Origin of the sequence: Acinetobacter sp. WC-141 (assembly GCF_000313935.1) — a bacterium.
Taxonomy (GTDB): domain Bacteria; phylum Pseudomonadota; class Gammaproteobacteria; order Pseudomonadales; family Moraxellaceae; genus Acinetobacter.
Window position 1 is genome coordinate 23,949 of sequence record NZ_AMSS01000067.1, and the last position, 26,940, is coordinate 50,888.

Here is a 26,940-nt window from a genome sequence, read left to right on the forward strand (position 1 = left end):
TATTTTTTTAGCCTAATTTATTGACTAACCTTAAAGGCAAGACCTTCATGGCAATACTCATTGGTAACCATGGCCACTGCGGCACATAAGCCTTTACAGGTTGCTTTTCGATGGCTTTGACCAACGCTTTACATCCTGTTTTGGCATCTACTTCAAATGGTAGGTGTTTAGCACCCTCATTTATTTCAGTACGAATGTAACCCGGGAAAATAGTTGAGACTTTAATTGGGGTATCCAGTAATTCAGCACGAATACCTTCAGCCAAATGAGCAACCGCGGCTTTACTTGCCGCATAGGTCGATAAATGCTTTGGTAATCCGCGCATCGCACTCATTGATGACATCACCACCAAATGACCAGCGTTTTGCTCTCTAAAAATTTCAACCGCAGCTTCACACTGCGCTAAAGCAGAAATAAAGTTCGTTTCAGCAGTAGCTTTGTTAATTTCAAAATTACCTTTACCAATACGGCGGCCATTTCCGACTCCGGCATTTACAATAATTCGGTCTAAATAGCCAAACTCTTGTTTAAAGGCACGAAATATTTCAAAAACTTGTTCGTAATTGGTAACGTCCAGACTTTTTGCAATGACTTTAATACCGTACTCATTTTCAAGTTCAGCTTTTAAAGTCTCTAATCTGTCTAAACGGCGAGCACAAATCGCTAAGTTATAGCCTTTGGCTGCAAATTCATGCGCCATACCCGCGCCCAATCCAGAACTTGCACCTGTAATTAAAATTGTCTTCGCCATGCTTTTATCCTTATTTTAAATCCATGTCAGCAAATCTGGACGCTCAGCTTTTATAAAATGATGTTCATTTAAACTTAAAACCTGAGCTTCATTTCCAACCAAACGCAAAGTCGTGAGGCTTGTATTCGCAATTGCCCAATTCAATGCAAAAGTTCGATTGGGACTGAGTTCAAGCAATTTTCCAATTGCTACAGAAATCACACCACCTGAGGTAAAAACGACTGCATAGCGAGGTTTGGTTTTCGCTAACTCATCACAAAGTTGTTGCAATGCTGTTTCGACTCTTTCTTTAAAGTGCGGCCATGACTCATCATATTCATGATGAAAATCGCCATCTGTCCATCGTCCAATGGCACCTTCGAATATTTTGGCAAGATATGCACGTGGGTTCTGTTCCTGTGCTACGTCAGCTTTTAACAGTTCAGGTTGTTCAAAACGTGGTTCATAGCGTGCAAAAACCTGTTGATGGTTAAACTCATTCCATAAATTATTATGATGAATTACTGCATCTGGAAAACATTCATTGAGTGCGAGCTTTGCAGTTTGCTCATGGCGTTGCATAGTTCCTGCAACAACATACGGCTGTTCTTTCAATATTTGCTTAAAATAACGACCTAGCAAAGTCGCCTGAGCTTCACCATTTTCAGACAGTTCATCATAGTTACTTTTACCAAACGAGGCCTGTCCATGTCTTACCAGATAAATTGTGGTCATCTTCTTAAAATACCCTGTATTTTCTGTATAGATTGCTGAGCAAATTCTGATTCTTGCAATTTTTGCTGTGCGATAAGTTTTAAAGCTCGCACATGTAGGGCATGAATGACAATCCAGAAATCTTTAAATGCAGGATTTCGGGTTTGTTTATGGTAATAGCGATAATAGATTTGCTGAGCAATCACGGCTAGACGGAAGACACCAAAGACTTCGTAAAAAGTCCAGTTTTCAGGTTTCAATCCTGTTTTTTGCAAATAATATTCAACGACTTCTTTTCGAGAGAACATTCCCTTTAAGTGAGTCGGCTGACGGCGTGTTGATCTAAAAATCATGTTATCCGTAGGCTCAACCCAATAGGCCAAAGCACTGCCCAAGTCCATTAATGGATCACCCAAGGTTGCCATTTCCCAATCCAGCACGCCAATCACTTCGGTTGGATGCTCTGGATCTAAAATCACATTATCAAATCGCCAATCGTTATGAATAATACAAGTCGTAGAGTCTTGAGGGATATTATCGTTCAGCCATTTTCGGACATATTTAAATGAAGGAACGTTAATTGTGCGGACTTTTTCATAGCGCTTATCCCAACCTTCAACTTGTCTACGGCAATATCCCGCACCTTTGCCTAGTTCAGCTAAAGGCGTGTTCTCATAAGGAACTTGATGTAACTCAATCAGCTTATCAATAACGTTTACACAAAGCTCATGAACATTTTCTTCATTAAAACCAAGCTCAGGCGGTAACTTTGCACGAGGAATAATGCCTTCAATGCGTTCCATGACATAAAAATCACAGCCAATGACCGATTCATCCTGACAAAGCGCCACCATTTTTGGAAGCACGGGATAATAAGGCGCAAGATTTTTTTGCACCATATATTCACGGGCCATATCGTGGGCCGATTTCGCTTTTGTTCCTTTTGGAGGACGACGTAAAATTAAATCGGTATTTTCATACTTTAAACGATAAGTCCAATTCGACGCCCCACCTGTATATTGAGTAACGACTACTGGACCAACCAAATCAACGCCTTGGTTTTTTAACCAGTTTTCAACTGCCCCAATATCAAGTTCTTCACCTTCACGTACTTCACCGCCTATATCAATTACCGACATATTCTCTTCCTTTAAACTTATACTTTCTTATGACGACCGAAATAACCACGTTTGGCCAACTCTAATTTGGCAATCATGCCTTTATGTACTTCATCTGGACCATCAGCTAGACGTAAACTGCGTGCTTGCGCAAAGAAACCTGTTAATGGTGTATCTCTTGAAAGGCCCGCACCACCATGTAGCTGAATCGCCATGTCGACTACTTTTTCTAAAACGCTCGGAGCAACCACTTTAATTGCAGATATTTCTGTTAAAGCGGCCATATTTCCTAAAGTATCCATTTTATAAGCAGCATACAAGGTTAAAAGTCTGGCTTGATCTATGGCTACTCGCGCATCGGCTACACGTTCAAGGTTTCCACCGAGTTTTAAAATTTCTTTACCAAACGCCGTTCTAGACATGCCGCGATCAATCATCAGTTCTAGCGCTTTTTCAGCAGCCCCAATACAGCGCATGCAATGGTGAATACGCCCTGGTCCTAAACGCCCTTGTGCAATTTCAAAGCCTTGACCTGCACCACCAATAAAGTTTTCGAGAGGCACTCGAACATTATTAAAATGAACTTCACCGTGTCCATGCGGTGCATCGTAGTCACCAAACACTGGTAACATCCGCTGAATTTCAACGCCTGCCGTATCAATCGGTACTAAAACCATAGAGTGTTGATGATGGCGGTCTTTGGTTTCATCTGGGGTATGTGCCATAAAAATAATGACTTTAGCATTCGGGTCCCCTAAGCCAGACGACCACCACTTTTTGCCATTTAAAACAATTTCATTACCATCGATGAGCGCAGTCGCTTGCATATTCGTTGCATCACTTGAAGCAACGTCGGGTTCAGTCATACAAAAAACCGAGCGAATTTTTCCGTCCAGTAAAGGCTGTAACCATTGCTGTTTTTGCTGCTCACTGCCATAGCGCCATAACAATTCCATATTTCCCGTATCAGGTGCATTACAGTTAAAAACCGTAGGTGCCAATAAACTACGACCAGTCAGTTCGGCAATGTGGGCATATTCTTGAACTGTTAACCCAGCACCGAGCTTTTCATCGGGTAAAAACATATTCCAAAGGCCAGCTTGTTTAGCTTTAGATTTTAGAGTTTCTAAAAGCTCGGGCCACTGCCACTTTTTCCAGTTTCCATCTGGATTTAACTCATGCACTTCTTCCCAAAATTTTGTTTCGACTGGTTCTATTTCTTCTTGAATAAATTTTCTGGTTCGCTCAACAAAATCTTGAGCCTTTTTTGAGAGTTCAAACATTCTTTTTCCTTTACATCATTATCTTGTCTTTACATCAACATAACTTGAAACTTAATATGAATGAAATGATTTTATTAAATAACACCTCATGAATAATATTCATAGCCTACATGGTCTAGACCTAAATTTTTTTCATCGAATTGATATCAATTTATATCCACTTTTTATCGCGATTTATGAGCAAAAAAGTATTTCAAATGCTGCAAGTAGTCTTAATATTACCCAGTCGGCAGCAAGTCATGCTTTACAACGGTTAAGGCAGCAACTTGAAGATGACGTGTTTGTACGAGTAGGCAATAAAATGTCTGCAACTCCTTTTGCAGAACAGATTTATCCAACTGTGAAGCAAGCTCTTTTAACGATTCAAAATATTAGTCAGCAAAAGCATGTCTTTGACCCAACCAGTTTAAAGAATTTAAAAATCGCCGTGCATGATGAAATTGAGCCGATTATTCTTCCAAGGCTTGCTCAACATTTTCAAAATCTTAATTTAGATTTGCAGTTTGTTAGTATGAAGCTAGATCGAAAACATATTATGGCGGACTTGGCGACGCAGCAGCTCGATTTCGTGATTGACCTAGAACAGTACTTATCTTCCAAAATTACCTTTGACCATCTGGTAACAGATGAGTTCGTCATTTGTAGTCAACTTAAAGAAGTCGATTTATCGAGTTATATCAATGGACGACACATTGGTGTTTCATCACGCCGTACGGGGGCTTTACTTGAAGATATTTATTTAAACCAACACCAAAAAATTTCAAGAAACGTATTTATGCGCTGTCAAAACTACTCAACGGCGTTACAGGTGTTAGATGCTCAACCTAATGCAATACTCACCATGCCTCGTATGATTTTACAGCATTTATCTTATAGTTCTTCAATTCACTTACATTCTCTGCCTTTTGAGATAACCAATATTAAAATGGGTATGTTTTGGCACGAAGATTTAAGGGATAATTTAAGACATCAATTTTTGCGACATGAAATTACTAAACTTTTTCAATAAAGCAAATTGATCTACTAAGCTTCTATCATACAAGGACCAGTAATGAGTAAAGATGAACGGATAATCCAGAATCAGGACAATAAAAAAACGATTCGTCATGAAGATTACATTGCTGGTATTGGTAAAGGCATGTCAATTTTAGATAGCTTTAGCAGTAATCAACATCGTTTAAACATTTCTATGGCAGCTGAAAAAACCGGGCTGACTCGAGCAGCAGCGAGACGTCATTTATTAACTTTAGAATATTTAGGCTATCTTGAGTCAGATGGCCACTATTATTATTTAACCCCGAAAGTTTTGAAGTTTTCAGGAGCTTATTTAGGTGCAGCTCAGCTTCCAAAAGTATCTCAGCCTTTATTAAATCTGTTAACCAACCAAACCTCTCTTATTTATTCAGTGATGGTGCTTGATGGTTATGAAGCCATTACCATTGCCCGTAGTGCCGCACACCAACAAACTGACCGTGTAAATCCATACGGCTTACACTTGGGTAACCGCTTACCTGCTCATGCGACATCTGCGGGTAAAATTTTACTTGCCCATTTAAGTCATGAAGAACAATTGGACTGGCTTCAAAAATCTCCACTCCAACGTTTAACCAAATATACGCATGTCGAAAATGATAAGTTTTTAGAGTTACTACAAGAGATTCGAGAACAAGATTGGTGTTATTCACGTGAAGAACACGAATTAGGCGTTCATGCGCTCGCCGTACCCATTTATGGACAAGACTTTAAAGTTGTTGCAGCTTTAAACATTGTTTCTCCCACTATGAGAACAACTGAAGAATATTTAATTCAACACATTTTGCCATTATTGCAAGAGACTTCGCGGGATTTAAGACAAGTTCTTTAAATCTTACTTAGGCTATTTTTATAAGATAATTTTATTATTTGCTTAGGCTATTTATGTAGTTAAAAATGCTAGGAATAACTGCTTAGGCTATTTCTAAAAGTAATTGAAAGGGATTTTTAAATAACGAATACCATTCGACTCAGGTTCCGGAAAATTTCCACCGTTCATGTTAATTTGAATTGAAGGCAAAATTAATTTTGGCATTGCCAAAGTTGCGTCTCGTTCTTGGCGCATTTTTATGAAGGACTCTTTGGAAACGCGTCGATTTAAATGAATATTGCTTTGCTTTTGAGTTCTAATATCTGTTTGACAGATATACTCATCACGGCCTTCAGGCTTATAGTCATGGCATAAGAACATGCGCATGTTGTCAGGCAGTGTATAAAGCTTTTGTACCGAATCATAAAGTGCCGCCGCACTTCCTTTAGGAAAGTCGCATCTGGCTGAGCCATAATCAGGCATAAATAAAGTATCCCCGACAAAAACAGCATCACCAATCACATAGCTTAAACAAGCAGGTGTATGCCCTGGTGTAGGAATGTTATAGGCTTCTATATCCCCTATTTTAAAATGTTCATGATCTTCAAATAAATAATCAAAAGGCTGATTTTCATTAAATTTCTTAAAATCAAAATTATAGATAGCGGAAAATGTTTCTTGTACTACCGAGATTTTTTTACTAATTGCAACTGTACCGCCCAATTTAGATTTTAAATATTGGGCAGCGGTCATATGGTCAGCGTGTACATGGGTTTCTAATATCCATTGCACTTTAAACTTCTGAGCCAAGACATAATCGATAATCAGATCAGCATTAGTTGTTTTTGTAGTGGCTGATGCAGCATCGTAGTCAAGCACACTATCAATAATAACGCATCGACGAGTCGCTAAATCTGCAACAACATAGCTAAAAGTATTGGTGTTTTCATCAAAAAAATCTTTTACTAGAGGTTGTTGCATAGGTTTAATTTCCTTTATTTAAGACTCGGTAAATAAACATTCCTAATAACATTGCCACAATAAAATAGAGCGCTTCAAAATGGCCTAATCCGATAAGTGTTAAAGCGGGCGCTGGACATATTCCTGCTATTCCCCAGCCTATACCGAAAATAAAAGCACCCACAATTAACCTTTGGTCAATCTGTGTATTTGTTGGTAATTGAATTTGCTCATTAAAAAGTGTTTGAGGATTTTTTATAGCCTTTTGAAATGGAATAAATGCCACAGCAATCGCGCCTAACATCACAAACATTAAGCTAATATCCCACTGCCCAAAGATATCTAAAAAACCTAATACCTTTTCGGGATTAGACATGCCCGAAATCATTAAACCTAATGAAAATAAACCACCAAATATAAAAGCAAAAATGTTTTTCATAGGACTATCCCAACACATGACGAATGATATAAACCGTTAACATGCCAGCAAACATAAAAACTGCTGTCGCTATCATCGAGCGTTTTGATAGCCTGCTCATTCCACAAATGCCATGGCCGCTTGTACATCCAGAGCCTAGTCGTGTTCCAAAGCCAACAAGTACACCTGCTAAAATAAGTGCAAATGTATTGGCTTTAATTTCAATTTCAGGCTGATAAAAATAGCTATATATGAAAGGCATAAGCACAAGTCCCGCAATAAACCAGAATGCAGAACTCTTAAAGGTGTCTTTAGTCGGATTTATGACTTGAGCAAGCAAACCACTAATTCCAGCGATACGGCCATTTATATATAAATATCCAACTGTTGCGATGCCGAGTAATAAACCACCCAAAAAGGCATAGACAATATTTGACATATCACCCCTTAACAATATATTTTTTTATAATTTGTATTATACGCTGATTCTTTTAGTAATACTTAATATAAAACTTTTGAGTTTATAATTCTTCTTAACAAGAAAAAGCCCCAAGGTTTTGGGGCTTCTATCATTAAATTAGATCTTTAATGCCTAATTGTTCAGGCAGTTTTTCCATGACTTTATTCAATCTATTATTTGCAGGAGACATACAACCTGTGTAATGGCTTAATTTAGTCTCTGTGCCATTTGGTTGAATCCAAGTAATGTAATAGCTAGACATATCAGTTGCTGTTTGCTGACATCCCCCAGTTTTTGCTTGTATACCTGTTTCAGGACGATAAGCTTTTAAATCATCTGCAAGTTTTTTATAGTCTTTTACGCTGCCTTGAATTTCTTTAACACCAACTGTTTTGGTGTATTGCTTACCTTCAAAACGAATTAAACCCGTAGGTGTTACTTCTACAGAATAGATTGGACATGCACCAAAGCATGGGCTAGAAGCATAACGAATAGTTTCTTGTGTATTCGGTGCCTGCTGAACAGAAGCACAACCCATCAAAGCTAAACCAGATAAAGTTGCAAGAACCAAAAATCTCATCGTATCACCTATTATTATCAAGTGGCTTTAATTTATCAAATCATAGACTTCTTGTCATTAAAGACTATTTTTTGTGATTGTTTTCATTAATTCACAAAACTCTATGCTTAGGCTATTTATTTAATAATCTTATATCATAATTTGAATCGCATAAAAAAAGGCCCATCTTGCGATGAGCCTTAAGCCAATAAAAGCTTAAATTCCTGAAATACAAATTATTACTGGGAAGTAATAACCTGCGACAACCATTCTAGCGTAATGCAATAAATTATATAAATATAATATAAATATATATTTACGCCTGTTTTTCCAGCAAAAAAATCCTACTTTTGAAGACTAAAAAGACAATAATGTTTATTTCTAATTAAAATTCACACCCTTAAGTTAAACAAAACTTAATAAACAAATTAGTTTTATTTATAGGTAAAACATTGTGAAAAAATATCTAAGAGTTCGGCTATATCTGCTGTTCAAGCCTTCTCAATCTTAAGAATATTTTAGGTTTTGCAATGAGTTAAAACACTTTTTTACTGTTTGGTAAAGCTATCTAGTTAAAACAACAGAATTTACTCTCATACTTTAATATAAAAAATATATTAAAAAATAAAGGCAAAAGAGAATTGCTCTCTTTTGCCTTATTTAATTATTGTTCTAAGCTATAAGCGACTACATAATCACCATGATCAGGAGACTGGCGAGCTCCACCTGCTGTAACAACTACATATTGTTTACCTGTTTTTGGTGAAACATAGCTGATTGGAGTTCCTTGGCTACCGACTGGCATGCGTGATTTCCACAGTTCTTTACCTGTAGATGAATCAAAAGCACGTAAGTAGTAATCTTGAGTTGCTGCAAAGAAAACCAAACCGCCTTGTGTTGCCATTGGTCCACCAATAGTTGGCATACCAATCGGTGCTTTTAAGCCCATTTTGATGCCCATAGGTCCTGTGTCTTCAACAGTACCCAGTGGTACTTGCCATGCGACTTGACGTGTTTTTAAATCAATCGCGGTCATTGTACCAAACGGTGGTTTTTGACAAGGAATACTTAGAGCCGACATAAAGCGGTTTTTATTCACTTTATACGGTGTACCTTTCATTGGTACAGCACCCATACCTGTATTTACTTTTTCTCCGCCATTCGCCTGAATTTTAATATCTTCCGGAGTCTGTTCCATTAATTGAACCCATAAACCAAGGCGCATATCGTTGACGAACATATAACGGTGAGTCGGATCAAAAGCAATGCTACCCCAGTTCATGCCGCCTAAAGAACCTGGGAAGCTTAATGAAACATCAGTACCCGGTGCAGTAAATAGACCTTCGTAACGCATTGACTTGAAGTTAATACGACACATGAGTTGATCAAACGGCGTTGCACCCCACATATCTGATTCAGTTAAAGTCTGATTACCAATTTGAGGCATTTCAACTGATCGTGGTTGAGTTAGGCTGTATTGTTCACCTGGAATATTGGCCGGCTTAACTGGTTGTTCAATCACTTTAGTAAGCGGTTTACCCGTTACACGGTCAAGTACAAAGAATTGGCCGGATTTGGTTCCAATAACAACAGCAGGTTTAGTCGTACCATCTTTTAATGGGAAATCGACTAGACTTGGTTGCATTGGTAAATCAAAGTCCCATAAATCGTTATGAACAGTTTGATATACCCACTTTTCTTTACCTGTTGTCGCATCAAGTGCTAAAACAGAAGTATTGTATTTATGATCTAACGGATTACGATTACCACCCCAAATATCGACAGATGAGCTACCCATAGGTAAGAACACTGTATTCATTTGCGGGTCATATGACATTGCAGCCCAAGAGTTTGCCGAACTACGTTTATAAGTTTCACCTGGTTTAAGAACATAGTTAGGATCTGGATTACGTGGATCAAAGGCCCAGCGAAGTTTACCTGTAATCACGTCATAACCACGGATAACACCACCAGGCATATCTGCAGCTACGTTGTCGGCAATACGACTCCCTACCACAATGGTTGTTCCAGCAATAGTCGGTGCAGAAGTTACTTCAAAACGTGGGGCTTTCGTTCCAGCACCAAGGCCTTCTAACAAATCAACGGTACCATTTACACCAAAATCAGCACAGCGCTGGCCGTTATCTGCATTGACTGCAATTAAACGACCATCAGGTGTATTGGTATATAAACGACGTGGACATGCCGTATTGGTTGCAACTGTAGTTACTGCATTTGCACCAGCCAAAGTCGGTTGTACAAGTGGCTTGGTCGAATCAAAGTATGCAACCCCACGACAACGCTCCCAAGCATCAGCTTTAGAGTTTACTTCAGCTTTCCAGAGCTGTTTGCCCGAGTCAGCATCTATCGCAAAAATGTTGTTATGTGGTGTACATAAAAAGACTTTATTTCCAACTTGTAGCGGCGTCATTTGGTCTTCAGCACCATTACCACTACCCGTTGTAAAATCGCCTGTTCTAAAACGCCAAGCTTCTTTCAACTTATGAACGTTATCTCGGTTAATTTGATCGAGAGCAACAAAGCGACTCCCCCCTGCATCATTTCCATAGTTTTCCCAATTCACCTGTTTTTTAGCTGGGTCAACTGGTACTAAAGGTAGTTTTTCACCTGAACTTGCTACTGTTGGATGCGGCTGGAACATTTGATAGAGCGCAATCAACATACCAACAACAACTAACCCGCCTACTGCATAGGATGAAGCTGCCAAGCTCGTTTGAAATTGGTAACGTCGAATTGAAGGTAAGGTAAATAGCAGTGCGGCAAAAAGGCCAGCAGGAAACATTAACCGCGAAAATAACGGCCAAAATTCCCATCCGGCATCAACAAATGACCAAATTACGGTGCCAACAAAAACAGCCGCAAAAATCCAGACACCAAGCGCCTTTTTACGAAAAATACTAATTGCGGAAATTGCAATAAATAATCCTGCAATAAGGAAATACCAAGATCCGCCTAATGTAACTAGCTTTCCACCGCCTACGATGTAAAAAACACCAGTAGCCAGTAAAACTAGACCTAATAGAAAACACCATATTTTGAATAAGATATGAAACTTAGAATCTGACTCAGACATAGATCCTACTCCACATATACTGAACACAATAGTTCAAGCATTTGGGCCAGTTAAACTATGTCTAACCAGCCATCAACATTGTTAAAAATTGACTTTAACGCTTAAGCCCGCCACCCAAGCATCATCAACCGCTTTTACACCAGCAGGTTGATGGATATATTGAATGTTTGGACGTAACATGACAGCCGGAGACCATTGATAGGTATAGTTCAACTCGACATTTAGCTCATCGTCTTGAATTGGAATATAGTCAGACGCAATCGCATCATAGCTATAATATCCACGACTTTCGTTGGTTGCGATCTGCTTATCTTTAGCACGATCATTGACCACATAATTAGCAATACCAAAACCAATCGAATCATTTGGGCGGCTATCAAACGGCCCTTTGTACCAAAGTGCGAGTTGTTGTGTACTTTGAACAAAGGTGGTTGCTTTATCATTTACAACACCGTTCAAACTTACATATAGACCACGTTTAGGGTCTTCACCTTTATGGGTCAATTGTTGCTGAGCATTAACCCAAAAACTTTGCTTTCCGTCATGAACTTTACCCGCTGTTTTAATATCATTCGCTTCTGCGGTTGAGTACAGTGCACCTACTTTATACTCACCCGGTAAGCCATTAAAAGTAGCAAGTTTTGGTTTCCATGCGAGCTCAACTGGTATGGTTGCGCCTTTCACGTTGTTCATATCCAGATTAAAACCATCACTATTTGATTCGGTTTTAATATTGTCCGGATTGACCTCATAAACACCAACACCCAAAGTCCACTCAGGTGCAAATTGATATTTAACATTTGTCGCCCACACACCGACTGGTGAGTTGTACCAAATTGAACCGATTGATTTTCCTAACTGTCCACCGCAAAGCAATAAGTTCTGAAACTCACATTGAGAACTATTAAAGTCTTCTGACATGCCCATACGGCCAAATTTGACTTGTACAGTGTTATCTGCGAAACCCTTTTTTACCCATGCTTGAGATAAACGCCAGATTTTACCGCGTCCATAAATCTCTTGAGCATTGCCCAATTGGCTAGAACGTGGGTCTTTAATACGCTCGAGAGTTAGTGCATTGCCATCACGTTTAGTCACGACTAAACTCGCTGTTGTATCTTTCCATCCAGCAATTTTTTCTAAATCGAAGTTTGCACCCAAAGAAAGCTGCGCAGCATTTTCAAAGGTATTACTGTCGTTATAACCGCCATCTAAATTTGTAGCAGCTTGGCTCATAATAGAAGCTGTAAATTTATAGCCCTGTTGCTCGAGCTGTTGGCGTTCACCATTCCAGTCGCCTAGCAACCATTGACGATCTTGTGACCACGGTTCATTGGCAAGAGCAAACTGGCTACCTAATACAGCAATTGTTAAAACACTCAGTTTCATTATATTTGGCATTTCAAGTCCCTTTTATCATTTCTATATTTCTATGCTGCGCCTCGGTGTGAGGCGCTTGCCTTATTGTTATTATTTAATTTGGACGGCCGAACTAAGTTCAGACGTCGCACCAAAGCGATCAGTAATATTCGCTGTAATTGAGGCAACTTTTACAGACGGTTTCCAATTCGCTTTTGCATTGCCTTGGGCATCTGTAGCAACAGTAACAGCTCCTAAATATTGCTCAGCCTCTTTTGATGCCGCATTTTGATTTCCAAAGAACTCAACTTGGTAGCGTTGATTTGGTAAACCATTAACTTCAGCAGCAACTGAGCCTTTGTTCACAGTTAATTTAGGTGCTTTAATGCCCTGATTAGGTTGAGCATTACAGTTTTGTTCATTTGGTTGAGTACATGTTTTTTGTTGTTTCGATGGATCAACAACAACACCGCCACCACGCGAGCCTACAAACCCTGCATGCTCAAGTGCTGGCACACCAAATACAATTGCACCCAAGCGCTGATTTGGTACACATGAACCACCCGCTTCACAGCGCTTAATATCTTTACCATTGTCCCAAATCTGGTTTTTAGTCAATGTAATTTTTGCAGTTGCATCTTTTTCCGAGCGAATAGCAACCCCAATCCGATTACCATGAATTCTATTGCTATCAAGGATATTACCGTCGCCAGTCATGTTAAAACCAATCGAGTTATTGGTCATTTCGTTGTAGGCAATGTAGTTACGCTTACCCCAGTTAATCTGTAAACCATCCGAATAGTTCTCGAATTTATTACCCACTACCGCATTATCATTGCCCCACAAAATTTCAATACCTTGTGATGGCTCAGGGTTCGCTTTCGTTGAAACAAAATGGTTATTTGCAATTAAGTTAAACGCAGCGCCACGTGTCAGTTCTAAACCATCGCCATTGTCTTGGAAAATATTATCTAAAACCTTATTGTTATTGGTGGTGGTTGCCGTTGGGTTACCTTGCCCGTCATCACCTGTTAACATGACACCCGCACCACCATAGTTGTTACTAATACGGTTGTGTTGAATGAGGTTATTGCTTGAACGGTTAACCAAAACACCAATACAAAAACGATGAATATCCAGACCTTTTAGCGTGACATTATTTACATCACGTAGTACTAAACCCGGTAAAGTCATCGTACGTACATTTGTTCCGTACTGCTCGGGGTTTGCACCTGGACAAGCTTTTGCACCTTCACCTTTAATATAATTTGAACCATCAATTGCGATATATTCGCCAGTTTTATCCCACTGAGTACCAATGATTTTAACTGGTGCTTTAATTTCAGGAAGCGCGCTGTTTAATTTTATTGCATAAGGTGCTTTGCCCACTGCCTGAATTAAAATATCGCTCGCTTCATTTGGGGTTGCATTGGCTTGTTCAATTGCCCAGCGTAAAGAGCCTTTATTGTTATCGTCTTGATAGCGATCAACAACATAAGTTTGTGCCGAAGCTACTCCTGAAACCATCAAACCTAATGCAAGAGTAGTTAAACGTAATGTATTCATTTCATCATATCCTTATGATTTATGGGTTTGTTGGTTGAACGGTTTGTAAAATCTGTTTGAGCTTGGTCACATCAATTTGACCCGGTGCAGAAGCCTGACCAATCATGCCAAAGCTATAACTTCCGCCCATATTGGCTGTCGCAACACGAGAAATCGTACCTAGCTGTCCCATCGACATCGTTAACAATGGTTTAGTGGTTTGCTGACTTACTTTTAAAGTTGCGTTCATTAAAGTGAAAACGTCTTGTTTAGATTTAGGCATTACAGCAATTTTTAAAATATCTGCGCCCATCTGGTCTTGTTTTAACAAGCGTTTTTCAATTTCATCTTGGCTTGGCGTTTTTTGGAAGTCGTGATTAGACATGACAACTAACACTTTCTTTTGATGTGCTTTTTGAACAATTTCTGAAACTACTTTTTGATCACGGAACATTTCAACATCTAACCAGTCCATGAACGGATTTTTTAAATAAGCCTGATAAGTTTTGCCATAATCTGCATCGCTAATTTCAAGCTGTCCACCTTCGTTTTTAGTACGAATTGTGGCAATCATTGGCTTATTACCTAAAATCTTTTTCAACTCGTGGCCCAACGCAATCACTTGTTTTGTATCGCTGGCAAAACTAAGTAAATCGATACGAAATTCTGCTAAATCGGCATCTGCTGTATTTGCAATGACTTGAGCTTGCGCTAAAGCTTGTTCTTTGGTTTTTGCTGTAATTGGAACAATTGTTTTAACTGCTGTAGTCGCAGGTTGTGTTTGAGTAGCTAAAGCAACAGGTTCAGCATTCACCTGTGCTGTAAAAAATGGGAGTGCAAGCAAACTTAAGCTTAATAATGTTTTCATGTTCATATCATTCATCCTTAAAAAAGGCTACACGCATCCATAGTCGATCATATGTAGCCTTAGGTGTTTCTTAAATATCAAAAAATACAGTTTCGTTATCGCCCTGAATACGTATATCGAAGCGGTAAACAACTTCGCCATTTTGTTCAGAACGTTTTGCAATAAGCGTCTGACGACGTGGTGCCCATTCAATACTATTTAGAATTGGGTCATTTGCGTTCGCTTCAGCTTCATCTTCAAAATAAACACGTGTATGAAGACCTAAGTTAATACCGCGAGCGAAAATCACTAATGCAATATGAGGTGCTTGAGTTGAACCTTTGCGGCCCGCAGTTGCACCCGGCTTAATTGTATTAAAGCTCCAGATACCTGTTTCAAAGTCAGCTCCCGTACGGCCCCAACCGTGAAATGCAGGATCAGCTTTTTGCTCACGCGTATCTGCCTGACTTGGGAAAATACCGTTCGCATCGGCTTGCCAAATTTCGATGAGCACATCGCGTAGCGGTAAACCTAGTCCGTCAAAAACCTGACCTTCAAGACGAATACGCTCGCCTTTGGTTTGGTCTTGTACCAACTGGTTATTAAAGTTGTTTTCAAACACTTCAATATTTGCTTGTTGTGGCAATAAACCAATGTGGACGTAAGGACCACCTGTTTGAGATGGAGTTTCTTTTAATTCCTGAAAATTCCAGTTATTCATGCTCGTGCTCCCGATTAAGTCAAATCATTTTCGAAGTAAGTCGCTCGACGACCACGTAAAGTGATGTCAAAACGGTAACAACGGCTATCAGCTTCGATAAAGTTGTTTTTATCTTCTAGTGCAATCAATGCACGACGTTGATCTTCAGAAGGAATCGTTTTTAAAATCGGGCAAGTGTCAATTAACGTATCGCCTTCAAAATAAAACTGCGAAATTAGGCGCTGAGCCCAACCATCAGCAATTAAAGAGAAGTGGATATGAGCTGGACGCCATTCATTAATACGATTACGCCACGGATATGGACCTGGTTTAATGGTACGGAAAATATAAAAACCATTTTCGTCAGTTAATGTACGACCACAACCACCGAAGTTAGGGTCCATTGCACCAATAAACTTATCGTTTGGATGACGATAACGACCAGAAGCATTGGCTTGCCATACTTCTAAAAGTGCATTTTTTACAGGACGACCAAACTGGTCTCGGACATAACCATGAACAATGACACGTTCACCAATTGGTAAACCATCTTTGGCATAGTTCAAAATCAAATCGTTATCTTTTGGGCCAAACAAATTTGGAGAAAAATGCGGTGAAGTAACTTCAGTTAAAGTCTCATTAATAGAAATCAATGCATTTTTTGGCGAACGTAAAACACTTGTCTTATAACCTTCCGCATATGCAGGTGGATGATCTTCTGTATTACGTTGGGCGTAAGCACCCCAGCTATGTTGTGACATCTTTATCTCCTTAATCCTGTTCTTTCGCTGCAATTGGGCTTACTTCTATTCCCAACTCTTTAAAGACTTCTTCGGCCATATGCATTGCAGCGTTTGCAGCAGGTAAACCTGCATAGAGTGAGCTATGTAAGATCAACTCTTTTAAATCTTCTTTGGTTACACCGTTGTTGAAACAAGCACGTAAATGCATGCGTAGTTCATCTTCGCGGCCAAGCGCCAATAAAATTGCGATAGTGACTAAACTACGTGTATGACGTGGCAAGCCCGGACGAGACCACACCTCACCCCATGCATAACGGCTAATAAAGTTTTGAAAATCTTGGTTAAAGTCATTTAAGTTTTGCAAAGACCGACCAACATGCTTTTCACCCAAAACTTCAGCCCGCACTTCAATGCCTTGTTTATAGCGTTGTTCATCATTCATTGTGATAGACCTCTATTAAGTTGCATCGGTATGCGCAACAAGTGATTTAACAAATACAGCAACAGCCGCAGCAGTCGCTGGAATTAGTAATAAACTGAGAATGGCAGTAAATGACCAATCATTTCCGAGTAGTACAGCACCAATCCAAGCACCAAATACTGCCCCGAAACGACCAATACCCGTCATCCAAGACACACCCGTTGCACGGCACTGCGTTGGATAGAAACGTGCACTTAAAGCTGGCATTGAAGATTGCGCACCATTAATCGCGATACCTGCACAAAGCACCAATACAGCAAGTAATGTTGAGTTTCCTAAGCTTTGACCAACAGCAATCGCAAATAGACCAGCGGCAAAATAGAAAATGGCAATGACTCGGTTCGGGTTAAATTTGTCCATCGCCCAACCAATAAACAATGCACTTACCACACCACCAAACTGGAACAATCCGCCAATAAATGCAGCACGCTCCATTGAAGCACCTGTTTCACGCATCAGTGTTGGTAACCAGCTTGTCAGCAAGTAAACAACTACCAAGCCCATGAAATAGGTCAACCAAAGTAAAAGCGTTCCTTTTGCATATGGTTTAGAAAACATAATTCCAAAGACATTTTTCTTTTGAGCTGTTTCAGTTTTCTCTTCTGGCACATGAAATGCAGTAGCATTTTGAATTTGGGTTGGCGCGATATGATTTAAAATTTTGCGTACTTTTTCAGGGTCTTTGCCTTTAACAATTAAAAAGCGGTAAGACTCAGGTAAAACAAAAATTACTAAAATCATCAAGATTAAAGGCGACCAACCACCAAGCAAAAATAAGCTATGCCAACCATAGGTCGGAATAAGCCAGCTGCTAATAAAACCACCTGTTGCCATACCTAGGTTGTAGCCACAGAACATGCATGTCACGAGCAGTGAACGAATGCGTGTTGGACAGTATTCAGAGAATAATGTGGTGGCATTTGGCATAGCTGCGCCAAGACCAATACCTGTTAAAAAGCGTAATACAACAAGGTTATCCAGATTTGTTGCATAAGCAGATGCCAAGGTGAACCCACCAAATACGAGCATCGAAAAAGCTAAAACGATTTTGCGGCCAAAACGGTCAGCTGTCGGTCCAGAAACCAAAGCTCCAATAATCATTCCACCAAGTGCAGCACTCATCACTGGGCCTAACTGAGAGCGGTCAACGCCCCAGTCTTGAGCCAAAGCCGGAGCGATAAAGCCCATTGCAGCAGTATCGATACCATCAGTAAAAATAATTAAGAAACAGATGATTGCGATCATCCATTGATATTTACTAAGTGGAGCATCATTAATCAGTGCTTGAGCATCGATACTTTTGTTTGGTGCAGCGTAATCCTGAGACGCCATATTTGCCTCCTTAAGGCCAATTCCTTTTAAACTGCTAAATTTCTAAAGCTGTTGAATAAATCGAGTTAATTCCTGAGTAAATTTTTGCGGTTGCTCGATATTAGAAAGATGTGATGCATCTACTTTCGCAAGTTGACTGTTGTCGATAGCACGCTGCATAAACTCAGCATCTGCTACTGTAGTTACCGGATCGTATGTTCCTGCAATGAGCAGTACCGGAATTTGGATTTGTGCAATTTCATCTCTTAAATCGGCATGTGCTAAAGCACGACATGCATTGGCATAACCTTGTGCGGGTGTGTTTGCTAGACTTTGAATGGTCGTTTGTGCAACAACATTATGTTGATAGTCAAATTTTTCGCTAAACCAACGGGTGTGTGTCGTTTTAACCAACTCAGCCAGACCATTTTGTTCTACTGATTCAGCGCGGCTCAACCAAGCATCAGCCTGTCCAATTTTGGCTGCCGAGTTCGCAACAGTAATGCTTAGAAAGCGCTCTGGGTAATGGATACCTAACCAAAGCCCTGTAATTCCGCCCATTGAAATGCCACAAAAGTGAGCTTTTTCAATATTTAAAGCATCTAGAATATCTACAACATCTTCCGCTAAATTTTGCAATGAAGTGTCGCCAATCACCTCACTTTCACCATGACCACGTGTGTCGTATGTAATGACATTAAAATGACTTTTCAATTCACTTACCTGTGACTGCCACATACCATAATCTGTGCCTAATGAATTAGAGAATACAAGCACAGGAGCGTCTTTTAAGCCTTCGGTATAAACAGCTAGCTGTTTTCCTTGGCGATTGCTAATAGTCTGTTTCACTTTGGCTCTCCTTGTGCTTCTTGCAAAACTGCATCAATCTGTTGCTGAATATTGCCTAAATAGTTTTCTGGTTTAAAAATATCTTGTATTTCTGCTTGGCTAAACTGCCCTTTTACTTCGTCTAATTGGCTAACAACATCAAACAAATGCAGGTTTTGTGCTACTGCTGTTTTACAAGCTGCTTCAACTAAATGATGAGCATTTAAACGACCAATTTTTGGAGCTAGTGCCATCATTACAGCTTCTGCCATAATCAACCCGTTGGTACACTCAAGGTTCTGTTGCATATGCTCAGCATTAACTTCAAAACCTTGTAAAACTTCACTAGTACGACTTAATGATCCAGCACAAAGCTGAAAAATTTCAGGGATTGCTAACCATTCTGCATGCCATGCGCCTAAGCTACGCTCATGTTCCTGCACCATGCTTTGATAGATGCTAGACATAAGTGCTGGTACACGATTTGCTGCTGCAAGTACTGAAGCTGCTGCGACTGGATTACGCTTATGCGGCATGGTCGATGAACCACCACGTCCCTTCGCAGTTGGCTCAAACAACTCTGCAATTTCAGTTTGCATCATCAGTGACCAATCACGTGCCATCTTGCCCATATTCCCAACAATCATGCCAAGCACACTTGCGATTTCTACAATACGGTCGCGCTCACCATGCCATGTACTTGTCGGTACAGTCAGATTCAGCTGCTGAGCAAATGAACTGACCACAAGTGAACCTTGATCTTGCAAAGAAGCTAAGGAACCCACAGCACCACCTAACTGGGCAGTGAGCACACGTGATTTCATGGCTTGAATACGGTCTAAATCACGTTTAAATGCAGAAGCCCAACGAGCGAGTTTATGCCCTAAAGTGATTGGCAAAGCTTGCTGTAACCATGTACGTCCAATCATGACTTGATGGCGATATTGCTTGGCTTGCTGTAATGCTATGGCATAGCATTGTTGAAGTTGAGCTTCCACAATGTTCATGGCATCGCGGCATTGTAAAATGCATGCTGTGTCTAAAATATCCTGACTCGTTACGCCCCAATGCACATAACGTGAAGCATCTTCATCTACATCTTTAACAATTGCCGTAAGCTGCTTTACAAATGGGATTGCGATATTTCCAGCTAAGCCAGTTGCTACAGCCAACGCTGGAAAATCAAACTTTTCTATTGCCTGCTCAGCTACTTGGGCAATGGTATTAGCCGCATTTTGAGGAATCACGCCAACTTTTGCCTGTGCTTGAGCTAACGCAACTTCAACCTGAATCATATATGTGATTAAAGATGAGTCACTAAAGATGTCAGTGACGTCTTTTTGATAAAACAAGCTGGCATATAACTGGCTCATGATTAGACTCTCTCAATAATCAATGCGATGCCTTGCCCCACACCAATACACATTGAACATAAGGCATAACGTCCACCTGTTTGTTCAAGCTGGTTTAGGGCTGTGGTCACAAGGCGTGCACCTGAAGCACCAAGTGGATGACCTAAAGCGATTGCACCACCGTTTGGATTTACCTTGGTAGAATCGTCTGGCAAGCCTAAATCACGGGTCACTGCCAAAGCTTGTGCAGCAAAGGCTTCATTGAGTTCAATTACATCCATCTGATCTAAAGTCAGGTTGGCTTGTTTAAGTAATTTTTTAATCGCTGGTGCCGGAGCAAAACCCATAATGCGCGGTTCTACACCCACTGCTGTTGAGGCAATGATCTTGGCACGTGGTTTTAAGTTGTAAGCTTGAACTGCATCATCAGAAGCAATCAGTAGTGCCGCTGCACCATCGTTAATGCCTGAAGCATTCCCCGCAGTGACTGTGCCATCCGCTTTAACCACAGGTTTAAGTTTGCTTAAAGCTTCAAGGGTTGTTGATGCACGTGGGTGCTCATCGGTATCAATCACAACAGCCTCACCCTTACGCTGAGGGATTTCAACTGCCACGATTTCTTTAGAAAAAAAGCCTTTGGCTTGCGCGCTTGCGGTGCGTTGTTGGCTCACCAAGGCAAACTGGTCCTGATCTGCACGATTGACGTTGAACTGTTCAGCGACGTTTTCGGCAGTCTGGGGCATGGTGTCTACACCATACAATTCTTTAAGTTTCGGGTTAATGAAACGCCAACCCATAGTGGTGTCTTCAATCTTCTGGCTACGGCCAAAGGCACTGTCAGACTTACCCATCACATAAGGTGCACGGCTCATGCTTTCCACACCACCTGCAATCACCAAGTTTGCTTCACCAGCCTTAATGGCACGGGCAGCAATGGCAATGGCATCGAGTGATGAACCACATAAACGGTTAATGGTGGTTGCTGGAACTTGGTACGGCAAACCTGCAAGCAGTGCTGACATACGGCCCACGTTACGGTTATCTTCACCGGCTTGGTTAGCACAGCCATAGATCACATCATCGACCTGTTCCCAATCTACATTTGGGTTACGCTGCATGAGAGCCTTAATCGGTACAGCGCCAAGGTCATCGGCACGGACAGGAGCAAGGCCACCGGCATAACGGCCAAATGGAGTACGGATGGCATCGATGATATAAGCGTTTTTTAATGTCATTTCCCTACTTCCTTACCCTTGAGTCGCATCAATCAAAGTTGCACCCGTTAAAGCCTGTAACTCTTCAAAGCTAAGACCTTCCACTTTCTCAATTACTTTTAAACCTTCGCTAGTCACATCAATCACACACAGGTCAGTGTAAATACGATCAACACATTTTTTACCCGTCACCGGATAACTCAGCTCAGCCACAATCTTTGGTTCACCTTGCTTGGTGACGTGGTCTGTCGTGATAAATACTTTCTTGGCACCTACAGCTAAATCCATTGCTCCACCCACCGCAGGAATCGCATCCGGTGCACCGGTGTGCCAGTTCGCCAAGTCACCATTCGCTGCAACCTGAAATGCGCCAAGCACTGCAATATCAAGGTGTCCACCACGCATCATCGCAAATGAATCACCATGGTGAAAAAAGCTGCCACCTTCAAGCATGGTCACAAACTCTTTACCCGCATTGATCAGTTCTGGGTCTTCTTCACCTGCCGCTGGAGGTGGACCAAATGCCAACAGGCCATTTTCAGAATGAAGGAAAATATCTTTATCGTTAGGTAGGTAGCTCGCGATCTTGGTTGGTAAACCAATACCCAAGTTCACATAGGCGCCATCTGGAATGTCTTGTGCCACACGTTTTGCAATCTGGTCACGGCTGAGTTTCTGGTAGCTCATGTTATTTCTCCTTATTGCTTACTGTGCTGGCGCTACTTGTACAACGTGCTGTACAAAGATACCTGGGGTAATGATGTGCTCCGGATCTAGGCCACCTAGCTCAACCACTTCAGAAACCTGAACAATGGTGACATCCGCAGCCATGGCCATGATCGGGCCAAAGTTACGTGCAGATTTACGGTAAACCAGATTGCCCCAGCGGTCGCCCTTGTAGGCTTTAATCAAGGCAAAGTCAGCCTTAATCGGATATTCAAGTACGTAGTCTTTCCCGTCAATCTCACGAGTCTCTTTACCTTCGGCCAAAAGTGTTCCAAAGCCTGTTGGGGTAAATACAGCTCCAAGTCCCATACCTGCTGCCTGAATACGGCAAGCCAGATTGCCTTGTGGCACCACTTCCAGCTCGACCTTTCCGGCACGGTACAGCTCATCAAACACATAAGAGTCTGACTGACGTGGGAAAGAGCAAATCACTTTTTTAACCGAACCAGCTTTAAGAAGTTTAGCCAGACCATAATCACCATTACCGGCATTGTTGCTGACAATAGTTAAATCTTTAACACCGAGTTCAATAAGACCGTCAATGAGTTCAGCGGGTTGTCCTGCGGTACCAAAACCACCAATCAGGATGGTTGCACCATCTTTAATCTGGGATAGAACCTCGCTAAGTGAGGACTTACTTTTGTCAATCATTAGACAACTCCATTGTGCTCATTGAAGAAGAAATAGATAAGAGATTTAGGCACACTGAGGTAAGATGAACAGATAAATATTTCACTCAATCCCGAGTGTTTCCCTTAGATTTCCTTTTAAACATTCTTGATAATTTTTGTAATTTGATCTAGTTATCAAACCATGGTTTTGTTCGGTATAAATAATTTTTGTTCGATGATCGAACATTATCTAATATAGTTGTCCGATCTGAATAAATCCTAAAACTTATCAATGTAAAAGAATATGAGTGGTTATAAATAGATATGTAGAAAGAATTGCTTAGACGGTTTAATCATCCAAGCAATTTAAAAATAATAGAATTAAGACTGAGACTGAAGAATCAAACGCGCAAGTTCTAAATCATCGGGATAGGTAATTTTTATATTATCAGAACGTCCCATTACTACCTGTACAGTTTCACCCATATATTCAAGTGCACTTGCCTCATCGGTAATAGTGACGTTATTTTCTAAAGCATGTTCAATTGCTTTTTTAAGCTTACCAATTTTAGTAATTTGAGGCGTTTGAGCCTGCCACAACAAATCTCGGCTTACCGTTTTATCAATATGATGACCTGTCTTAACTTGCTTTAAAGTATCACGAACAGGAATTGCTAAAATAGCACTATCATTTGACTCAACTGCCTTTGCCACAAGTGCATTTAAACAATCAATTGTGACACAAGGTCGAGCTGCATCATGCACAAGCACCCAGTCATTTTCATCGGCAAAATTTAAGAGATGATTTAATGCGTTTAAAACCGAATGAACTCGCTCAGCTCCACCAGTGCAAAAATGCGCCTTATCGATATTTTGAAATGTAAGGGTCTGAGCAAAGGTATCTTGCGTACCAATTGCCAAAACATAACCATTTAACGGAAGTTGACTTATACGGCCAATAGTATGTTCTAAAACAGTCCGATCCTGAATATATTGATACTGCTTCAATTCAGTTTTAGAAAATCGACTTCCTGATCCTGCAGCAGGTATAACTGCCCATAATTTAGTCTGGGATATCTGGGGATGCAGGTGTCTCATTCGTTTCCAAATCAACTTTAGCGTTCGGGTCAATATAAATAGGCTTGTAATGGGTACTGATTGTACTCATTTGAACAAATGTCTCGTGAGGTTTAACTAAACCAAGATCAAGGCGAGCATGTTCTTCTATTGCTTCTGTACCATTTTTCAGGTCAAAAACCTCTGCCGCCAAAATACGGTTCCGTTCTTTAAGCTCTTCATTTACCTCAGCTTGTTGCTGAATTTGTTGCATGAGAGCTTGATGAGGGATATAGCCACCCTCACCTAACCAAAATTGATATTGCAGTACAGCTACTAAAACAATAACAAGTAGCAATATCAGTTTGCTTGAAGTGGATCGAAATACTTCTAACATATCATTAAGAGTTTTAATTAAAAACTTTCATTAAGCTTTTGTATTGTATAACAATTTAAAAACGGCATACAAAATTCCTGCAAAATTTATGCAAAACTATTAATCCGCATATTACTTTAAATTGACCATTGTGACATGTTTCATTTTGTCAAAATTGAATGGAATTTGAAAGGGAAATAATATTTATAAGTACAACTGCTTATAAATCAATCTATGCATCTAAAAGCGACCCTCAGTAGCAGGAAATTATGCTAAGTAACTCTAGAAAAGCCCTCATTGGTGGCATTAATCAAGTATAGATTTAACCCATAGATTCGAGGTTGTTTAAGAGTTCGTAATATTGTCCTTCTCATCTTTCACTTCAAAGTTAGCAAAACCAAAATTGATACCTCCAGTTATTGGTAATTTCACCATCTCTAGCTCGACAAGCCGGCTCTTGAGTTTGTAGATTATTACTAATAAAGACAGAGAACTCCCCCACTAAAATTCTAGATTCCTAACAAATTGAATGTAGACCAATTGAACACTGATACTTAAATTCTAATGCTTATATTATTGATTCCAAAATATATAAATCAATTTTCAAATTAATTATTGAACTATTGAAGAACGAGAAAAATAAAAACTACACAGTATTTTCTTTTATATTTTATTATTCTTCATAAATCTCACAAAAGAGAATAAAGGTATAAACTGTAGTGCATAAAATTTTAGCTTTTTCTTTAGTAAGCTTAGGTGTCAGTGCTTGCAACAACCCTATTGATGATAGCCCTTCGAAAATAATTAATATGGAGAATTATCAGAAAAAATATACATCAACCAACAGCTATATATTTGAATACAATGATATTATATATAGTTTAAAAAATGGACAAGAACCAGAAACAGCCCAACTAAAATTAAAAAATTTATTAAAAAAGATGCCATCCAGCGATAATAATTTAGATATTTTAAAAACCAAACGTAAAGTACTTATTCATTTGGGTTGTCTTAAAGAAGCTTATATTTCTACCGAAAAAATATTAGCTAAAACAAATGATGCTAAGCTACAAGAAGCACAATGTATCTTCTTAAGAAAAATGGGAAAAAATGCTCATGAAATAAAAGAATGTTATGAAAAAACGGCTAATAGCTATTTCAATGAAGTAAATTTAATTCCAAGAGCAGCCTTACGATATCAATATGCACTGTGGGGCTATTATGCAGCCATGTTCCATGCAGGCCACATAGAATATAAAGATAAACTTCAAGAAATAATTGACTATCACAATATTGAAGATCACAAAAAAACATATCAACAAATGTATGAAAATATACTGAACCCACATGTTTTTCAAAAACGTTTAGATGCTATTCCCTACAGCCCCAATTGTCAGTAATTCATATTAGTAAAAATTATATATTCAATTACTCTCATTTTTTTATTCACCTTTTAATAGAGTTAACAATATTAAATACTAAAAATAAAAAATTATGAAAAGTAACTTTTCACTTATCTATAGCTAAATAATTTTTCTATAGTTAATCCAAAACACAGCAAAAAATCTAATTAATACTATTTATACAAATATAAAAATAAAATAAATAATTATCATCTTCAATCAAATCATTTTCAGCGTTATTGATATAATTTGGTTAAGGAGCTTTATCAAATTATATATAGCATATATTTTGTATCTTTCCTAAAATTTTCAATCCTCCCTCTATGCAAGCTATTCATTATTCTACTTTGTGAATATATTATTATAGGATAAGATAAATCCACCTCTTGAAGTAGGTATATATGGTTAACAGTATCTTGAGTTGTGGGAAGAGAATCTGGATACCAATACAGTTTATTTAATTCTTTTATGTTTTATAGTAAAATCTCTTTTACTTAAAAATTCTAGTTAATTCTCCTAAATTATCTACTTCTCCAATATAATTATCATTTTATATTTAAAAAAATGATATTACTTTCTCATGATACATGATGTGTGCTGAAAAAACAGGAGGTTTTAACTTGGTAAACTAAACACACTCATCAGGAGTTTACCATGAGCAAGAAACACAAGACTTACACCACAGAATTTAAAGCTGAAGCCATCAAATTAATTGAAGCCAATCAAGGCAATGTCTCGGAAACAGCCAGACAACTTAGCATTTCAATGCAAACTCTTTCAAATTGGAATACCAAAGCAAAGGCTGGAACTTTAGCAGGTACAAAACAGTATTCACCTGATCTAAACGCTCTACTCGAAGAAAATAAAAAACTCAAACAACAGCTCAAAATAGCTGAAATGGAACGTGAATTTTTAAAAAAGGCAGCAGCGTACTTTGCCAAAGAAAGTCAGTAAGGTACGCCTATATGAAACAAAAAAGATATTCTTTTCCAATTACCTTAATGGCTCGATTACTTCATGTTTCAGTTTCATGTTTTTATGATTGGCTCAAGAGAGGCGTGAGCAAAAGAACGATTCAACGAAATCAACAGACGATATTGGTGAAAATAGCCCATGAGGAGACAAAGCAGAGCTATGGTTATATTCGATTAACCAAATACTTACAAGCTCAGGGTATAAAAATGAGTATGTACGCTGTACGTCAGATAA

At 39.4% G+C, this 26,940-nt stretch carries 26 protein-coding genes and 1 pseudogene; 4 read left to right on the plus strand and 23 right to left on the minus strand.

Annotated features, from left to right (window positions below; all coding sequences use genetic code 11):
• Positions 1-7: 7 nt before the first annotated feature.
• From ACINWC141_RS13785 to ACINWC141_RS13800, 4 genes are read right to left on the minus strand one after another with little or no spacing between them, the layout of a single operon-like run.
• Positions 8-751 carry an SDR family oxidoreductase gene (locus tag ACINWC141_RS13785; protein WP_009392116.1) on the minus strand — a complete coding sequence of 248 codons (744 nt, stop codon included), beginning with the start codon at positions 749-751 and terminating at the stop codon, positions 8-10.
• 15 nt (positions 752-766) lie between these two features.
• Positions 767-1,465: a histidine phosphatase family protein gene (locus ACINWC141_RS13790; RefSeq protein ID WP_009392107.1), complete on the minus strand. Its 699-nt coding sequence runs from the start codon at positions 1,463-1,465 to the stop codon at positions 767-769.
• Positions 1,462-2,583, minus strand: a complete 1,122-nt coding sequence (locus ACINWC141_RS13795; protein WP_009392111.1) for a phosphotransferase family protein — start codon at positions 2,581-2,583, stop codon at positions 1,462-1,464. Before ACINWC141_RS13795 ends, ACINWC141_RS13790 begins: the two co-directional genes overlap by 4 nt.
• A gap of 17 nt (positions 2,584-2,600) precedes the next feature.
• Entirely contained in the window at positions 2,601-3,845 is a 1,245-nt protein-coding gene (locus tag ACINWC141_RS13800) for an acyl-CoA dehydrogenase family protein (RefSeq protein WP_009392088.1), read from the minus strand.
• Positions 3,846-3,933: 88 nt separating this feature from the next.
• Here ACINWC141_RS13800 and ACINWC141_RS13805 point away from each other — a divergent pair, with 88 nt between their 5' ends.
• Both ACINWC141_RS13805 and pcaU read left to right on the plus strand, forming a co-directional pair.
• The gene (locus ACINWC141_RS13805; RefSeq protein WP_009392081.1) at positions 3,934-4,854 is read left to right on the plus strand and encodes a LysR family transcriptional regulator; all 921 of its coding nucleotides are present in this window, start codon (positions 3,934-3,936) and stop codon (positions 4,852-4,854) included.
• A gap of 42 nt (positions 4,855-4,896) precedes the next feature.
• Positions 4,897-5,709 (plus strand): IclR family transcriptional regulator PcaU, encoded by an 813-nt coding sequence (gene pcaU, locus ACINWC141_RS13810; RefSeq protein WP_009392090.1) that lies wholly within the window; start codon positions 4,897-4,899, stop codon positions 5,707-5,709.
• A 93-nt stretch (positions 5,710-5,802) separates the two neighbouring features.
• On the opposite strand, the gene ACINWC141_RS13815 is transcribed toward pcaU, so the two are convergent.
• The 19 genes from ACINWC141_RS13815 to ftsB form a co-directional block, all read right to left on the minus strand.
• Positions 5,803-6,669 (minus strand): MBL fold metallo-hydrolase, encoded by an 867-nt coding sequence (locus ACINWC141_RS13815; RefSeq protein ID WP_009392080.1) that lies wholly within the window; start codon positions 6,667-6,669, stop codon positions 5,803-5,805.
• 4 nt (positions 6,670-6,673) lie between these two features.
• Positions 6,674-7,087: a DUF6691 family protein gene (locus ACINWC141_RS13820; protein ID WP_009392091.1), complete on the minus strand. Its 414-nt coding sequence runs from the start codon at positions 7,085-7,087 to the stop codon at positions 6,674-6,676.
• Positions 7,088-7,091: 4 nt separating this feature from the next.
• Positions 7,092-7,505 (minus strand): YeeE/YedE family protein, encoded by a 414-nt coding sequence (locus tag ACINWC141_RS13825; RefSeq protein ID WP_009392110.1) that lies wholly within the window; start codon positions 7,503-7,505, stop codon positions 7,092-7,094.
• Positions 7,506-7,638: 133 nt separating this feature from the next.
• Entirely contained in the window at positions 7,639-8,097 is a 459-nt protein-coding gene (locus ACINWC141_RS13830) for a DUF6438 domain-containing protein (RefSeq protein WP_081400162.1), read from the minus strand.
• Between the two features lie 652 nt (positions 8,098-8,749).
• On the minus strand, positions 8,750-11,179 hold the full coding sequence (locus ACINWC141_RS13835) for a glucose/quinate/shikimate family membrane-bound PQQ-dependent dehydrogenase (RefSeq protein ID WP_009392123.1): 2,430 nt from the start codon (positions 11,177-11,179) through the stop codon (positions 8,750-8,752).
• Between the two features lie 81 nt (positions 11,180-11,260).
• On the minus strand, positions 11,261-12,580 hold the full coding sequence (locus ACINWC141_RS13840) for a carbohydrate porin (protein ID WP_009392109.1): 1,320 nt from the start codon (positions 12,578-12,580) through the stop codon (positions 11,261-11,263).
• A 69-nt stretch (positions 12,581-12,649) separates the two neighbouring features.
• Positions 12,650-14,104, minus strand: coding sequence for a NosD domain-containing protein (locus ACINWC141_RS13845; RefSeq protein ID WP_009392086.1), 1,455 nt, complete (start codon positions 14,102-14,104; stop codon positions 12,650-12,652).
• A 19-nt stretch (positions 14,105-14,123) separates the two neighbouring features.
• Positions 14,124-14,951: a type I 3-dehydroquinate dehydratase gene (gene aroD, locus ACINWC141_RS13850; RefSeq protein ID WP_081400163.1), complete on the minus strand. Its 828-nt coding sequence runs from the start codon at positions 14,949-14,951 to the stop codon at positions 14,124-14,126.
• A gap of 70 nt (positions 14,952-15,021) precedes the next feature.
• The gene (gene pcaG / locus ACINWC141_RS13855; protein ID WP_009392120.1) at positions 15,022-15,651 is read right to left on the minus strand and encodes a protocatechuate 3,4-dioxygenase subunit alpha; all 630 of its coding nucleotides are present in this window, start codon (positions 15,649-15,651) and stop codon (positions 15,022-15,024) included.
• Between the two features lie 14 nt (positions 15,652-15,665).
• Entirely contained in the window at positions 15,666-16,391 is a 726-nt protein-coding gene (gene pcaH / locus ACINWC141_RS13860; protein ID WP_009392085.1) for a protocatechuate 3,4-dioxygenase subunit beta, read from the minus strand.
• Between the two features lie 10 nt (positions 16,392-16,401).
• Positions 16,402-16,815: a 4-carboxymuconolactone decarboxylase gene (pcaC, locus tag ACINWC141_RS13865; RefSeq protein WP_009392104.1), complete on the minus strand. Its 414-nt coding sequence runs from the start codon at positions 16,813-16,815 to the stop codon at positions 16,402-16,404.
• Positions 16,816-16,830: 15 nt separating this feature from the next.
• Positions 16,831-18,186: a 4-hydroxybenzoate transporter PcaK gene (pcaK, locus tag ACINWC141_RS13870; RefSeq protein WP_009392129.1), complete on the minus strand. Its 1,356-nt coding sequence runs from the start codon at positions 18,184-18,186 to the stop codon at positions 16,831-16,833.
• Positions 18,187-18,228: 42 nt separating this feature from the next.
• On the minus strand, positions 18,229-19,014 hold the full coding sequence (gene pcaD / locus ACINWC141_RS13875; RefSeq protein WP_009392084.1) for a 3-oxoadipate enol-lactonase: 786 nt from the start codon (positions 19,012-19,014) through the stop codon (positions 18,229-18,231).
• Positions 19,011-20,366: a 3-carboxy-cis,cis-muconate cycloisomerase gene (gene pcaB, locus ACINWC141_RS13880; RefSeq protein WP_009392130.1), complete on the minus strand. Its 1,356-nt coding sequence runs from the start codon at positions 20,364-20,366 to the stop codon at positions 19,011-19,013. Before pcaB ends, pcaD begins: the two co-directional genes overlap by 4 nt.
• Positions 20,367-20,368: 2 nt before the next feature.
• Entirely contained in the window at positions 20,369-21,580 is a 1,212-nt protein-coding gene (gene pcaF / locus ACINWC141_RS13885) for a 3-oxoadipyl-CoA thiolase (protein WP_009392128.1), read from the minus strand.
• Between the two features lie 12 nt (positions 21,581-21,592).
• On the minus strand, positions 21,593-22,246 hold the full coding sequence (locus ACINWC141_RS13890; protein ID WP_009392077.1) for a 3-oxoacid CoA-transferase subunit B: 654 nt from the start codon (positions 22,244-22,246) through the stop codon (positions 21,593-21,595).
• An 18-nt stretch (positions 22,247-22,264) separates the two neighbouring features.
• Positions 22,265-22,936: a 3-oxoacid CoA-transferase subunit A gene (locus ACINWC141_RS13895; protein WP_009392076.1), complete on the minus strand. Its 672-nt coding sequence runs from the start codon at positions 22,934-22,936 to the stop codon at positions 22,265-22,267.
• A 341-nt stretch (positions 22,937-23,277) separates the two neighbouring features.
• On the minus strand, positions 23,278-23,994 hold the full coding sequence (ispD, locus tag ACINWC141_RS13900) for a 2-C-methyl-D-erythritol 4-phosphate cytidylyltransferase (RefSeq protein ID WP_034678677.1): 717 nt from the start codon (positions 23,992-23,994) through the stop codon (positions 23,278-23,280).
• Positions 23,960-24,349: a cell division protein FtsB gene (gene ftsB, locus ACINWC141_RS13905; RefSeq protein WP_034678679.1), complete on the minus strand. Its 390-nt coding sequence runs from the start codon at positions 24,347-24,349 to the stop codon at positions 23,960-23,962. Before ftsB ends, ispD begins: the two co-directional genes overlap by 35 nt.
• 698 nt (positions 24,350-25,047) lie before the next feature.
• On the opposite strand from ftsB, the gene ACINWC141_RS13910 reads away from it, so the two are divergent.
• A complete protein-coding gene (locus tag ACINWC141_RS13910; protein WP_009392131.1) occupies positions 25,048-25,728 on the plus strand; it encodes a hypothetical protein in 681 nt (226 codons plus the stop codon).
• A 657-nt stretch (positions 25,729-26,385) separates the two neighbouring features.
• Positions 26,386-26,940 (plus strand): annotated as a pseudogene (locus ACINWC141_RS19735) (IS3-like element ISAba22 family transposase); the annotation flags it as partial.

Excerpts from the sequence above, each read along its gene's own strand:
- ACINWC141_RS13895 (WP_009392076.1), bottom strand. The coding sequence starts at position 22,936 with ATGATTGACAAAAGTAAGTCCTCACTTAGCGAGGTTCTATCCCAGATT.
- ACINWC141_RS13845 (WP_009392086.1), bottom strand. The coding sequence starts at position 14,104 with ATGAATACATTACGTTTAACTACTCTTGCATTAGGTTTGATGGTTTCA.
- pcaC (WP_009392104.1), bottom strand. The coding sequence starts at position 16,815 with ATGAATGATGAACAACGCTATAAACAAGGCATTGAAGTGCGGGCTGAA.
- ACINWC141_RS13790 (WP_009392107.1), bottom strand. The coding sequence starts at position 1,465 with ATGACCACAATTTATCTGGTAAGACATGGACAGGCCTCGTTTGGTAAA.
- pcaK (WP_009392129.1), bottom strand. The coding sequence starts at position 18,186 with ATGGCGTCTCAGGATTACGCTGCACCAAACAAAAGTATCGATGCTCAA.
- ACINWC141_RS13785 (WP_009392116.1), bottom strand. The coding sequence starts at position 751 with ATGGCGAAGACAATTTTAATTACAGGTGCAAGTTCTGGATTGGGCGCG.
- ispD (WP_034678677.1), bottom strand. The coding sequence starts at position 23,994 with ATGAGACACCTGCATCCCCAGATATCCCAGACTAAATTATGGGCAGTT.
- pcaF (WP_009392128.1), bottom strand. The coding sequence starts at position 21,580 with ATGACATTAAAAAACGCTTATATCATCGATGCCATCCGTACTCCATTT.
- ACINWC141_RS13795 (WP_009392111.1), bottom strand. The coding sequence starts at position 2,583 with ATGTCGGTAATTGATATAGGCGGTGAAGTACGTGAAGGTGAAGAACTT.
- ACINWC141_RS13890 (WP_009392077.1), bottom strand. The coding sequence starts at position 22,246 with ATGAGCTACCAGAAACTCAGCCGTGACCAGATTGCAAAACGTGTGGCA.
- ACINWC141_RS13820 (WP_009392091.1), bottom strand. The coding sequence starts at position 7,087 with ATGAAAAACATTTTTGCTTTTATATTTGGTGGTTTATTTTCATTAGGT.
- ACINWC141_RS13835 (WP_009392123.1), bottom strand. The coding sequence starts at position 11,179 with ATGTCTGAGTCAGATTCTAAGTTTCATATCTTATTCAAAATATGGTGT.
- ACINWC141_RS13825 (WP_009392110.1), bottom strand. The coding sequence starts at position 7,505 with ATGTCAAATATTGTCTATGCCTTTTTGGGTGGTTTATTACTCGGCATC.
- pcaU (WP_009392090.1), top strand. The coding sequence starts at position 4,897 with ATGAGTAAAGATGAACGGATAATCCAGAATCAGGACAATAAAAAAACG.
- pcaH (WP_009392085.1), bottom strand. The coding sequence starts at position 16,391 with ATGTCACAACATAGCTGGGGTGCTTACGCCCAACGTAATACAGAAGAT.
- ftsB (WP_034678679.1), bottom strand. The coding sequence starts at position 24,349 with ATGTTAGAAGTATTTCGATCCACTTCAAGCAAACTGATATTGCTACTT.
- pcaG (WP_009392120.1), bottom strand. The coding sequence starts at position 15,651 with ATGAATAACTGGAATTTTCAGGAATTAAAAGAAACTCCATCTCAAACA.
- aroD (WP_081400163.1), bottom strand. The coding sequence starts at position 14,951 with ATGAAAACATTATTAAGCTTAAGTTTGCTTGCACTCCCATTTTTTACA.
- ACINWC141_RS13800 (WP_009392088.1), bottom strand. The coding sequence starts at position 3,845 with ATGTTTGAACTCTCAAAAAAGGCTCAAGATTTTGTTGAGCGAACCAGA.
- ACINWC141_RS13840 (WP_009392109.1), bottom strand. The coding sequence starts at position 12,580 with ATGCCAAATATAATGAAACTGAGTGTTTTAACAATTGCTGTATTAGGT.
- ACINWC141_RS13805 (WP_009392081.1), top strand. The coding sequence starts at position 3,934 with ATGAATAATATTCATAGCCTACATGGTCTAGACCTAAATTTTTTTCAT.
- ACINWC141_RS13815 (WP_009392080.1), bottom strand. The coding sequence starts at position 6,669 with ATGCAACAACCTCTAGTAAAAGATTTTTTTGATGAAAACACCAATACT.
- pcaB (WP_009392130.1), bottom strand. The coding sequence starts at position 20,366 with ATGAGCCAGTTATATGCCAGCTTGTTTTATCAAAAAGACGTCACTGAC.